Origin of the sequence: Streptomyces sp. NBC_00306 (assembly GCF_036169555.1) — a bacterium.
In the GTDB taxonomy this organism is placed as follows: domain Bacteria; phylum Actinomycetota; class Actinomycetes; order Streptomycetales; family Streptomycetaceae; genus Streptomyces; species Streptomyces achmelvichensis.
The window spans coordinates 4,327,867-4,339,209 of sequence record NZ_CP108032.1; the positions used below are offsets into that span (position 1 = coordinate 4,327,867).

11 protein-coding genes are annotated in these 11,343 nt (G+C 71.2%); 5 read left to right on the forward strand and 6 right to left on the reverse strand.

Features of this window, described 5'->3' with window-relative positions:
- Positions 1 to 121 precede the first annotated feature (121 nt).
- Both OHA05_RS19290 and OHA05_RS19295 read left to right on the forward strand, forming a co-directional pair.
- Positions 122 to 3,751: an ALF repeat-containing protein gene (locus OHA05_RS19290; RefSeq protein ID WP_328861264.1), complete on the forward strand. Its 3,630-nt coding sequence runs from the start codon at positions 122 to 124 to the stop codon at positions 3,749 to 3,751.
- Between the two features lie 13 nt (positions 3,752 to 3,764).
- The gene (locus OHA05_RS19295) at positions 3,765 to 4,034 is read left to right on the forward strand and encodes a hypothetical protein (protein WP_313945068.1); all 270 of its coding nucleotides are present in this window, start codon (positions 3,765 to 3,767) and stop codon (positions 4,032 to 4,034) included.
- Positions 4,035 to 4,096: 62 nt separating this feature from the next.
- Here the strand turns inward: OHA05_RS19295 and OHA05_RS19300 are convergent, their stop codons facing one another.
- Together OHA05_RS19300 and OHA05_RS19305 are read right to left on the reverse strand one after the other, a co-directional pair.
- Entirely contained in the window at positions 4,097 to 4,333 is a 237-nt protein-coding gene (locus OHA05_RS19300; protein WP_328861265.1) for a DUF397 domain-containing protein, read from the reverse strand.
- A complete protein-coding gene (locus OHA05_RS19305; RefSeq protein ID WP_328861266.1) occupies positions 4,330 to 5,166 on the reverse strand; it encodes a helix-turn-helix domain-containing protein in 837 nt (278 codons plus the stop codon). The genes OHA05_RS19300 and OHA05_RS19305 overlap by 4 nt, the downstream gene beginning before the upstream one ends.
- Before the next feature lie 156 nt (positions 5,167 to 5,322).
- On the opposite strand from OHA05_RS19305, the gene OHA05_RS19310 reads away from it, so the two are divergent.
- Entirely contained in the window at positions 5,323 to 5,745 is a 423-nt protein-coding gene (locus tag OHA05_RS19310) for a hypothetical protein (protein ID WP_313945065.1), read from the forward strand.
- Here OHA05_RS19310 and OHA05_RS19315 read toward each other — a convergent pair.
- A complete protein-coding gene (locus tag OHA05_RS19315) occupies positions 5,723 to 7,429 on the reverse strand; it encodes a serine/threonine-protein kinase (RefSeq protein WP_328861267.1) in 1,707 nt (568 codons plus the stop codon). The two genes, OHA05_RS19310 and OHA05_RS19315, sit on opposite strands and share 23 nt — an antisense overlap.
- A gap of 178 nt (positions 7,430 to 7,607) precedes the next feature.
- Here OHA05_RS19315 and OHA05_RS19320 point away from each other — a divergent pair, with 178 nt between their 5' ends.
- Positions 7,608 to 8,096, forward strand: coding sequence for a VOC family protein (locus OHA05_RS19320; RefSeq protein ID WP_313945063.1), 489 nt, complete (start codon positions 7,608 to 7,610; stop codon positions 8,094 to 8,096).
- On the opposite strand, the gene OHA05_RS19325 is transcribed toward OHA05_RS19320, so the two are convergent.
- Both OHA05_RS19325 and OHA05_RS19330 read right to left on the reverse strand, forming a co-directional pair.
- The gene (locus tag OHA05_RS19325; RefSeq protein ID WP_313945062.1) at positions 8,062 to 8,529 is read right to left on the reverse strand and encodes a MarR family winged helix-turn-helix transcriptional regulator; all 468 of its coding nucleotides are present in this window, start codon (positions 8,527 to 8,529) and stop codon (positions 8,062 to 8,064) included. The two genes, OHA05_RS19320 and OHA05_RS19325, sit on opposite strands and share 35 nt — an antisense overlap.
- Complete coding sequence (locus OHA05_RS19330; protein WP_328863424.1) at positions 8,526 to 9,119, reverse strand: type 1 glutamine amidotransferase family protein; 594 nt, start codon at positions 9,117 to 9,119, stop codon at positions 8,526 to 8,528. The genes OHA05_RS19325 and OHA05_RS19330 overlap by 4 nt, the downstream gene beginning before the upstream one ends.
- Positions 9,120 to 9,282: 163 nt before the next feature.
- On the opposite strand from OHA05_RS19330, the gene OHA05_RS19335 reads away from it, so the two are divergent.
- Positions 9,283 to 10,644 (forward strand): aspartate aminotransferase family protein, encoded by a 1,362-nt coding sequence (locus tag OHA05_RS19335; RefSeq protein ID WP_328861268.1) that lies wholly within the window; start codon positions 9,283 to 9,285, stop codon positions 10,642 to 10,644.
- Positions 10,645 to 10,822: 178 nt separating this feature from the next.
- Here the strand turns inward: OHA05_RS19335 and OHA05_RS19340 are convergent, their stop codons facing one another.
- Complete coding sequence (locus OHA05_RS19340) at positions 10,823 to 11,272, reverse strand: hypothetical protein (RefSeq protein ID WP_328861269.1); 450 nt, start codon at positions 11,270 to 11,272, stop codon at positions 10,823 to 10,825.
- Positions 11,273 to 11,343: the final 71 nt, after the last annotated feature.

Here is an 11,343-nt window from a genome sequence, read left to right on the forward strand (position 1 = left end):
TTGCCGATAACCGAGATGAGTGTTTCTCTTGAATGGAAGAATTAATGGGGGGCGACGGGCGTGGGGGGCTCGGAGGACAGCGCGTGCGCTGATCACCGGCCTGCTGCCGCTGGCCCTGCTGGTGGGGTTGCTGGGGGGCACCGCGGCCGCCGCCGACGACCCGCTCTCCGACGACGGCATGTTCAGCGGCCAGAGCGGCAGCCCCACGCCGCTCACCAACCGCGCTCTCGTCGTGGACCTGTGGAAGACCGGCGGCCCGGGGGTCAAGGCGCTTGCCGAGGCGGCCCTGACCGGCACCGACGCAGACATCCGGACGCTTCTGAGCACCGTCCACGAGACGGGCGTGCAGGACAACCGCGTCGCCGCGGCCCAGCTCGCCTCCATCGGCGGCAGCCAGCTGCTGGACGCCGCGCGCACGGCGCTGTCGGGCACGCCGGAGGAACTGGAGACCTTCCTCGCATACGGCTGGGAGGACCCGCTCGTCCAGGACCAGCGGGTCCAGGCCGCGCAGGTCATCAGCGCGGGCGGTCCAAGCGTCCAGGAGGCCGGGCGGGCCGCGCTGAACGGCACCCCCGAGGACGTGCAGGCGTTCCTCGCGACCGGCCGCTACGCCAAGGCCCAGCAGGACGACCGCGTGGAGCTGGTGCAGCTCATCAGCAGCGGCGGGTCCAATGTGAAGTCCGCGGGGCGGCTCGCGCTGAACGGCACACCCGAGGACGTCCGGGAGTTCCTGGAGGTGGGCCAGTACGTGGCCCGCTCGCGTGACCAGGAGCGAGCGACCGTCGAGCAGCTCGCCGCCCGGGCGAAGGAGGCCGGCCGGCAGGCCGCCAAGGAGACGGAGGCGGCCAAGGCGGCGTCCGCCAAGGCGGTGAAGGCCGCCGAGCTGGCGAAGGAGGCGGCGGAGAAGGCCGCGAAGGAAGCGTCCCTGGCGCAGAAGGACTCGCTGGACGCCGCGGCCGCGGCAGGACGTGCCGCCAAGGCCGCCAAGCAGGCCGCCGGCGCCGCGCAGCAGGCGATCTCCGCGGCCAACGCGGCGAACAACGCGGCCCGGGTAGCGGCGAGCGCCGCCTCTCAGGCCGCCGCCGCGGCAGCCGGTGCGGCACGCGCGTCGTCGAACGCCCGCAGTGCTGCCGCAGATGCCGCGCGCGACGCGAAGAACGCCTCCGCGGCCCGAAAGGCCGCCGAGGACGCCCGGGCCGCCGCCAAGGGCGCCAACCTCGCCGCCGACGCGGCCGACCAGGCCTCGAAGGCGGCGACAGCGGCCGGCGTGGCGGCCCTCTCCGCCGTGAGCGCGGGTGCCAACGCCGACCGGGCGGCGTCGGCCGCCCTGGAGGCGAGCGGCTACGCCAACCAGAGCAGTGCACAGGCCGCCGAGGCCCGTCGCTCCGCCGCTGCCGCCAAGCGTCACGCGGCCGAGGCCAACCGTGCCGCCTCCGCGGCGGAGAAGCTGGCCCGCAAGGCCGCGACAGCGGCGTCCCAGGCCCGTGACGAGGCGCGCTCAGCAGCGGCCCACGCCAACGCGTCGGCCAAGGCCGCCGACGAGGCCGCCGAGCACGCGGGCGAGGCGGCGCAGGCCGCCGACAGGGCCACCGCACACGCCAAGGCCGCGACAGAAGCCGCCAACACGGCGTCCAAGGCGGTCACCAAGGCGCAGGAGGTCTACCAGCTCGCGCGCGAGGTCGAGACCGAGGAACTCCGCGGCCGGACCAACGCGGGTATCGAGCAGGCCAAGGACATCAAGGAGGACGACGACACCCGCCGGGCTGCCGTCGCCAAGGAGATACAGGAGTCGAAGGACCGGGACGCCGAGGCCCAGCGCCTCGCGACCGCCGCGGCCCAACCGGGGGCGGACCTCGGCCAGGTGGCCACCGACGGACGCAAGCTCGCGCTCCTCGCCGTCCGGAACGCGGACGCATGGAGCCGTGCCGCTGCCGAGGTGGCCCTCGCCTCCTCCGACGAGTATGTCGTCGACTACGTCCGCAACGGCTGGAAGGAGGCGCGCGAGCAGGACGAGCGCTTCCAGGTCGAGCGACTGGCCGAGGACAGCATGAGCAAGGCCGTGCGGGACGCGGCGGAGACCGCGCTCGCCGGTGACTCCGCGGGTGTGCACACCTTCCTGACCAAGGGTCAGTACGACGCCGGCGCACAGGACTTCCGTGTCGCCATCGCACAGGCCGCCGACACAGGCGGCCCGATCGTCACCGAGGAGGCGAGGAAGGCGCTCGCCGCCGGTACTCCCGCCGCCTTCCGGCAGTTCCTGCTCACCACGCAGTACACGGCCCGCACCCAGGACGAGCGGGTCCAGGCGGCTCAGCTCGTCTCCACGGGCGGCCCCGAGGTGAAGTCCGCTGCGCGGATCGCCCTCGAAGGTTCACCCCAGTCGCTGCACGCGTTCATCGCCAAGGGTCAGTTCATGGCCCAGCGCAAGGACCTGCTCGCGGCCACCCACGTCGCACAGGTCCAACAGCTGATCGCGGAGGCGGCCGGCATCGCGGCCACCGCCCAGCAGGATGCCGCGGAGGCCCGGCAATCCGCGGCCATCGCCCGCAAGGCCTCGGAGGACGCGGCCAGGTACGCCAAGGAGGCCAAGGACTCGGAGATCAAGGCCAAGGGCTACGCCGACGACGCGGCCCAGCACGCCAGGGACGCGGAGGCGTCCGCAGCGCGTGCGGCCGAGTCGGCGAGGACTGCCCGCAACGCGGCGAACAACGCCAACCGTGACGCCCGTGCCGCGGCGGCGTCCGCCGCCACGGCGACCGTCTCCTCGGAGATGGCGCAGGCGTCGGCGTCGAGCGCATGGTCGGCGGCGAACGAGGCACGGGCGTCGGCGACGGCGGCGGGCAAGGACGCCAAGGCAGCCCTCACGGCGGCCAAGGACGCCTACTCAGTCGCCCTGAAGAAGCTGAAGGCGGAGGAGGAGGCGCGCCGCAAGGCGGCCGTCGCCGCGAAGGAGAAGGCGGAGAACGACCCGGGCGCTCAGGCCCGTGAGATGTACCGCTGCGGCTTCGTGGGCTGTGACCTGGCGAGCAGCAACCACCCCCGCTGGTGCCAGCAGAACGAGATCCTGTGCGCGATCTTCGCGGACGGGGCCCGGTTCGGCGAGGCGATGAAGCAGCTCCACGACGTCGCGTCGATCTTCACCGATCTCGGACTGCTGGAGGCGTGCGCCGACGACCCGACCATCTCGAACTGCTGGGAGTTCCTGGGGGACGTCACCGTCAAGTCGAAGGCGCGGTGGGCGGAGTCCGCGTACGACCTGATGCGCAAGCTCTTCAAGGTCAACAAGATCTGCAAGAAGGCCAAGCCGCTCACGGTCTCCGGGCAGCGCTCGTCGGTGCAGCCGGCCTCCGTGCGGATGGCGGCGGCCGCTCCGAAGTGGGCGTGCGGTGACTTCACCAGAGGGTACGACGGGGACGGGATGATCACCGCCAACGTCACGGACGGCCTGCTGACCATCGCGGTCGAGAGGAACGACAGCAAGACCAAGGGCTATCAGATGTTCGACGACATGATGGCCCACTACGGTGCGGAAGGCATTCAGGCGGTCCAGGGAAACTGGAACCGAAGCATGCCCAGCAATCTGGACGAGTTCAACGCGCTCTTGCGCAGCGGAAAGACGCTGGAGGAGGCCGCGGCCGGCACCTTCACCGGCAGGAACTCGGCACGGTACGGATTCGGCAGGGTCTACGGCATCAAGGTCACAGGTGAGCACGGACACTACACAAACGTCCAGGTCCACTTCGGAAGGTAGAACGGAAGCACCAATGGAGAAGGCAGCCGAAGACATCCGGCGCATGGCGGCGGAAGGCGCGGGACTCGTCGCCATGATCGAGATGCTCAGACGGGACGAGGATTTCCGGCTGACCCCGCTGCATCTGCTGCGGATCCTCGGCGAGGGCGTCGGTATCCCGTGGACCGAGTCCCGGGTACTCCTGGAGTTCTTCGACCCCGACCTGAGGCCGCTCGTACCCGAGGACGAGGTCGACCGCAGGGCTGAAGAACTGCTGTCCCCTTACGTGACGCGGGAGGGGTAGCGGCGAAGGAAACGGGGACCGGTGCGGTCCGGGCACAAGGCCCGGTCCGCACCGGTCTTCTTCTACTCGGTCCAGCGGACGAACTGCGACCAGGCGTCGGGTGCGACGGTGAAGGTGGGGCCCTCGGGGTTCTTGGAGTCGCGGACGTGGACGGCGTCGGGGCAGGTGGCGACCTCGATGCAGTTGCCGCCGCTGTCGTCGCTGTAGCTGGACTTGCGCCAAGCGAACGCGACCTCGATGCAGTCGCCACCGCTGGCGTTGCTGTAGCTGGACTTGTGCCAGTGCAGCGTCTCGCTCATCTCAGCTCTCCTGCCAACCTCTCGATGAGGCCCAGCGATTCACGGGGATCCAGGGCCTGTGCCCGGATCTTCGCATACCGCTGCATGTACGTACTCACCTTTGCCGGGTCGGCGATCAGCAGGCTCTCCTCCTGGGATTCCAGGTAGGTCAGGTGCTCGTGGGTCGGCGTCTCGACCAGATTCAGTCCGCCGTGACCTCCTGCGTACTCGCCCCCGAAACCGCAGTCCATGAGCAGCACCTGCAACGTCACATTCCGCCGCCGCGCGCACTCCGCCAGGTGCAGCAACTGCGCCCGCATCACCTCCGGGTTCCCGATCCCCCTCCGTAACACCGATTCCTCCACGATCAGCTCGATCAGTGCCACCGGCTCCCGGTTGAACAGCACCCTGCGGGCGAGCCGCGCCTCGACCAGTTCCTCGACGCGGGGCTCGGGCAGGGGCGGGTAGCCGCCGCCGATCAGCGCCCGTGCGTACGCCTCGGTCTGGAACAGACCGTGGACCACCAGCGTCGCGTACAGCGACAGGCCCACCGCCTTCTGCTCCAGCAGGACGTAGTCCTTGAACTGCGCCGGGTACTTGTCCAGCCGCACGTACTCCCGCGCCTGCTCGAAGATCCCCGTCCCGCTGCCCAGCACCCGCTCCAGCTGCACCAGCATGTCGTCGCTCGCCGGCTGCGCGAAGGTCTCCATCGCGCTCACCGCCGCGCCCGAGTAGCCGAGTTCGCTTCCCAGTTGTTCCTGCGTCAGTCCCTGCCGGATACGCAGGTTCTTGGCGACGTTCGCCACCAAACGCGTCGCCGGACCCGCCGTTTCCTTGTTCTCCGCTCGCGCCATTTCTGATCACCACTTCGACTCGACCGGACTCAACCGGTCTCAACCGGAACTCGTCGAATTCAACCCGCCTCAAGGGGCGTTGGTGCAGGTCAAGACGTACGCAACGGCTCCTTCAGGCTCTGGAAAACGCTATCCGTGGTCACCGAGGATGTCGTCGTGGATACGCAAAGTCGCCAAGTAAACCTGGACTGGATTCCGGCTTCCGGATTCCAACTCCGCAAAGCAGGTGTGCAATTCGACGCGGCCCGCGTCGACGGTGAGGACGGCCGCCGGCTCGCCGATCTGCTGGAGGTGATGACGAACGGCGACCCCGGCCCCGTGGTCGCCGAAGCCTACGGACGGCGGTCGGTGTACTTCCTCGTACCGGTGGGCAGCACCGCGCACCGGCCGTGGCCGCGCGGGGTCACCCGGCTGGGCTCGGGCCCGGCGCACGTCAGTTTCATCCCCGTGCCCGCACTACGGGGCCGCACCTGGCCGCTGTCCTGGCGGTTTCCGCCCACATCGGCCGGACGGTTCGTCCATCCCCTGCTGCTGTGGCACTCCGCGACGGTGGTGCTCAGCCGGTCTTCCGGTACGTGAGCGGAGCGCCGCCCGAGCCGACCAGTTCACGGACGATCGTGCCGTTCGACAGCTCCAGCCGGCTCCACTGGCCCGGTGAGCACTTCGTCCGGTCGCCGAACGTGACCTGGGTGGGGCCCAGTTCGAGCGGCGGGCCGGAGGCCTGGAGCTTGGCCGACCAGCGGCAGTCGTAGGTGGGGCCGATGCCGGAGAGGGTCATGACCTGTTCGCCCGAGGAGCCCTGGGTGATCGTCATGGTCCGGGTGTTGGTGCCGTCGGCGGTGTCGAAGGAGGACGTCCAGGTACCGACGTACTCGGCCGGGACACCGCCCTCGGCCGTGCTCGGGCTGTTGGACGGTGTGCTCGACGGGCTGTCGGACCCGGACGGGGTGGTCGAGCCGGGGGTCTCCGGGCCCGAGGACGCCGGTCCCGGCTTGGGGTCCGCGGTCGTCTTCTTGTCCTTGTCGCCCATGAAGGCGTAGACGGACCCGCCGGCGCCGACCGCGACGATGAGCGCCACCACGATGAGGGCCGCCGTCCCGCGATTGCTCCTGGCCGGGGCCGCGGGCGGGGGCGTCAGCACGTACGGAGGCGGGGTCTGCTGGTACGGCGGCGTCTGGTGGTGGTGGGACGGCGGTGTCTGCTGGTAGTGCGCGTACGGCGGTGTCTGCTGCGGCCCGGGGTGCTGATGCGGGTAGCCGTACGGCAGCGGGGGCGGGGGAGTGGGCGGCGGGGTCGACGTGGGCGCCTTCGGCGGGGCCGTGACCGTCGGCGGGTGCTCGGGTGCCGCCTTCGCCGGGTCGGCGGGCTGCTCGACCTCCAGCAACTGCACGGCGTGACGGCCGAGCTGGGCGATCAGCGCACCCGGCAGCCAGGGCTCGTCGTCCTCGTCGGTGACCGTGCGCTCCAGGATCTCGTCGAGACCCGGCCGCGCCTCGGGATCCTTGTTCAGGCAGGCCCGGATGAGTTCGTCGAGGTCCTCGGGCAGCCCCTCGAGGTCCGGTTCCTCCTGCGCGATACGGAACATCAGCGCGTGCACGCCGCTGTCGGCCGAGCCAAAGGGGAGCCGGCCCGTCGCGGTGAAGGCGAGGACCGCGCCGAGGCAGAAGATGTCGCACGCGGCCGTGACCCGGTCGCCGCGCACCTGCTCGGGCGCCATGAAGCCGGGGGAGCCGACGAGCGCACCGGTCCGGGTGAGACCGCCGTCGGTGACCGTCTCCAGCGCCCTGGCTATCCCGAAGTCGATGACCCGGGGGCCGTCGATGGTGATCAGGATGTTGGACGGCTTCAGGTCGCGGTGGATGAGATCCGCGCCGTGGATGCTGCGCAGGGCGTGCGCGAGACCGGACGCGAGGATGCGGACCGACCGTACGGGGAGCGGGCCGTGGCCGCCGGAGACGACCGAGTGCAGCGAGGGACCCGCGACATAGCCGGTGGCCACCCACGGCACGGGCGCCTCCGTGTCGGCGTCGAGCACGGGCGCCGTCCACTGCCCGCCGACCCGCAGGGCGGCCCGGACCTCCTGGCGGAAGCGCGCCCGGAACTCCTCCTGTTCGGCGAGTTCCTGGCGTACGAGCTTCACGGCGACCGTGCGGCCGCGGTCGTTGCGCGCGAGGTACACCTGGCCCATGCCGCCCGCTCCGAGCCGGGCGAGCAGCCTGTACTCACCGATGTGCTGCGGATCCCCTGGTGCCAGCTGGTCCATCGCCGCGCGCCTCCCCCGAAGTCTTCTGTTGGACGGACCGAGAATAGTGCGGTCCGTGCCACGGCAAGTAGGTCAGTATCCGACCTGCATGCCGCCTACGGTCGGTCTCGCGCAAGCGCACCCCGAGCGCCCCGGTGACCACGTCCGGTGCGCGCGACCCGTACGCGAGGAGACTGCCATGACCGTCAAGCCGGTTCCCGAGGGATACACCAGCGTCACACCGTGGATCATCGGCCAGGACACCGCGGGCGTCATCGACTTCCTGAAGGCGGCGTTCGGGGCGGTGGAGCTCGGCAGGATGACGGACGAGAACGGCCGCATCGGCCATGCCGAGGTGCGGATCGGGGACGCGGTGGTGATGCTCTTCGATGCCCCGGGGGCCGACTGGCCGCCGACGCCCGCCTTCCTGCGGCTGTACGTCGAGGACGCGGCGGCCGTGCACCGCAGGGCGGTCGAGGCCGGCGGACAGTCGGTGACCGAGGTGACGCACCTCTTCTTCGGCGACCGGGTGGGCCGGGTACGCGACCCCTTCGGCAACCTCTACTGGATCCAGACGCACATCGAGGATGTGAGCGAGGAGGAGATGGAGCGTCGCCTCGGCGACCCCGTCTTCACCGAGGCGATGGACTACGTCACGAGCGCGGACTTCTTTCCCGGGGTCCGCTGATCGCCTCCAGCGCTTTGGACAGCTCCTCCAGGACTCGAGCCGTCTCGGCGAACCGCTCGGGCCCCAGTGCCTCGGCGAGACGGCCGGCCAGCTCGGCATGGCCCGGATCGATCCGGGTGATCGCCGAGCGGCCTTCGTCGGTCGGACGCAGCAGCTTGGCCCGGCGGTGCGCGGGGTTCGGCTCGTAGGCCGCGAGGCCCCGCTCGACCAGGAGGTCGGCGATCCGCTGCACGCTCTGGCGCGTGATGCCCATGTCCCGGGCGATCCCGGCGACCGGCTGCGGCACCCGCACCACCGCTCCGAGGACCTGCCACCAGGACGCGGTCAGTCCGACGTCCTTCGCCAACTCGTCGGAGACCGTGAGGAACTGGCCGTTCAGCCGGAAGACGCCGAGCGCCGTCCGGGTGAGCAGGTCCTGTTCTTCGCGGCTCACGATTCGAGGACCGCGAAGGCGGAGGCGTCCGAGTCGTGGAACAGCCGGTACCAGGCGTCCAGCTTCTCGCCCTCGTACACGCCGAGCTTGGCGAAGACCTCGCGGGCGAGGGCGACGGGCTCGGTCGGGCCCGCGGTGATCAGGTCGCCGTCGGTGACGGCGTCGGCCTCCCGGTAGTGCTCGCCGCCCTTGTAGCCGGTGGCGGCCAGGTAGAACGAGACGGCGCTGGTGTGGTCGCGGTCGTCCAGCAGACCCTCGCGCGCCAGTCCGGCGGTGGCGCCGCAGATGGCGGCGACCGGGACACCCGCGTCGAGGAAGGTGCGCGCGGCGGCGGCGAAGGGCGCGAGGTCGTCGCCGGCGTCCCAGAGGTGGGCGCCGGTGAGGATCAGCAGCGCGCTGTCCGCGGGGTCGAGGTCCGCGAGTGCGAGGTCGGGCTGGACACGGACGCCGCCCATGGTGGTGACGGGGTCGGTGGTGAGGCCGACGGTCCGGACCGTGAAGCCGTTCTGGGTCAGATGAGCGGTGGTGTGGCCCGTCTCCCAGTCGGCGAAGGTGTCGTAGACGGCGAGATGAACGGTGGTGCGGGTCATGGTGCCCTCCTCGTTCGACATGACAGAAGACTGTCATGTCGACAGGATGCTGTCAATATTCTTCCAGGGGGGCGAAGCACCCGACAGAACGCCGATGAAAGTGGCCGAGGCCATACAGGGTGGCCATGTCGGCCCTCACCTGCGCGTCCTTACGCTGGGCCGCATGACCCCTCATGCCGATGCCGATCCCCAGGCCGGCGCCGCCGTCAAGGCGGCCGACCGTGCGCACGTCTTCCACTCGTGGTCCGCCCAGGGCCTGATCGACCCGCTCGCCGTCTCCGGCGCCGAGGGTTCGTACTTCTGGGACTACGACGGGAACCGCTATCTCGACTTCACCAGTGGCCTCGTCTACACCAACATCGGGTACCAGCACCCGAAGGTCGTCGCCGCGATCCAGGAGCAGGCGGGCCGGCTGACGACCTTCGCGCCCGCCTTCGCCGTCGAGGCGCGCTCCGAGGCGGCCCGGCTGATAGCCGAGCGCACCCCCGGTGACCTCGACAAGATCTTCTTCACCAACGGCGGCGCCGAGGCCGTCGAGAACGCCATCCGGATGGCCCGTCTGCACACGGGCCGCCCGAAGGTGCTCTCGGCCTACCGCTCGTACCACGGCGGCACCGCGACCGCGATCAACGTCACCGGCGACCCCCGGCGCTGGGCGAACGACAACGGCACGGCGGGAGTCGTCCACTTCTGGGGACCCTTCCTCTACCGCTCCCCGTTCTACGCGTCGACCGAGGCCGAGGAGTGCGCGCGGGCGCTCCAGCACCTCGAGGACACCATCGCGTTCGAGGGCCCCTCGACGATCGCGGCGATCATCCTGGAGACGATCCCCGGCACGGCCGGGATCATGGTCCCGCCGCCCGGCTACCTCGCAGGCGTTCGCGAGATCTGTGACCGCCACGGCATCGTGTTCGTCCTGGACGAGGTGATGGCGGGCTTCGGCCGGACCGGCAAGTGGTTCGCCGCGGACCACTTCGACGTGGTGCCCGACCTGCTGACCTTCGCCAAGGGCGTCAACTCCGGGTATGTGCCGCTGGGCGGTGTCGCGATCTCCGCGGAGATCGCGGCGACCTTCGAGACCCGGCCCTACCCCGGCGGCCTCACCTACTCCGGCCACCCGCTGGCCTGCGCGGCGGCCGTCGCGACGATCCAGGTGATGGAGGACGAGAAGGTCGTCGAGCACGCGGCCCACATCGGCGAGACGGTCCTCGGCCCGGGCCTGCGCGACCTGGCCGAACGCCACCCGAGCGTGGGCGAGGTGCGGGGCACGGGCGTGTTCTGGGCGCTGGACCTGGTCCGCGACCGCGAGACGCGTGAGCCGCTGGTGCCGTACAACGCGACGGGTTCGGCGGCGGCGCCGATGGGGGCGTTCGCGGCGGCGTGCAAGGCGAACGGCCTGTGGCCCTTCGTGAACATGAACCGGACGCACGCGGTGCCGCCGTGCAATGTGAGCGAGGCGGAGGCGAAGGAGGGGCTGGCGGCGCTGGACGTGGCGCTGTCGGTGGCGGACGAACGCGTGGCCTGAGGGCGGATGTTCAGCCCCGCCACGGCTTCGGGCTGTGGCGGGGCTCCCGCCCCGGGCCCTGTGCGGCGAGGCCCGGTGGGTCAGCCCGTCCGGCGTTTGAGGACACGGTCGTAGGCCGTTCCCAGGGCTCCGCCCCGGACCCCGCGCCTCAATCGCCGGCGGGGCTGGAATGTCTCCCTCACCCGCCGGGCGGCGCCATCGGTGGCTCCACCTCCAGGAACCTGCGGTTGCGCGGCCCCTTGTAGAGCAGCGCCTCCCAGCCCGCCGATGTCAGCACCCGCGCGCACTGCGACAGCCGCTGCTCCTCCTCCTGGGCGGCGCCGCTGCCCGGCGGGCCCAGCCAGTCCACGCACACCGCGCCCGCCCGGTCGGCCGTGCGCACCCGGTACCCCGTGGCGGTGCGCGCGCCCTCCGCGTCCGTCGCCGACGGCGCCAGGCCGCCCGCCTCCAGCGCCAGGGCCACCGCACGGACCGCCTGACGCAGCTCCCACTCCGCCGGCGCCGCGCCCGTCAGGCGGCGTATCTGCAGCAGCCCCTCGTACGCCGTCCGCACCTGCGCGGCCCGGTTCCGGTCCGCGAGCAGCTCCGCCGGGCCGTCTCCCGTGGCCGCCTCGAAGACATCGGTCACGTCCGCCTCCCTGTGGGCATCTTCCGTCTCCCTCGTGACTCCGCCGTTCGGATCCTGCCGGCCCCTCGCTC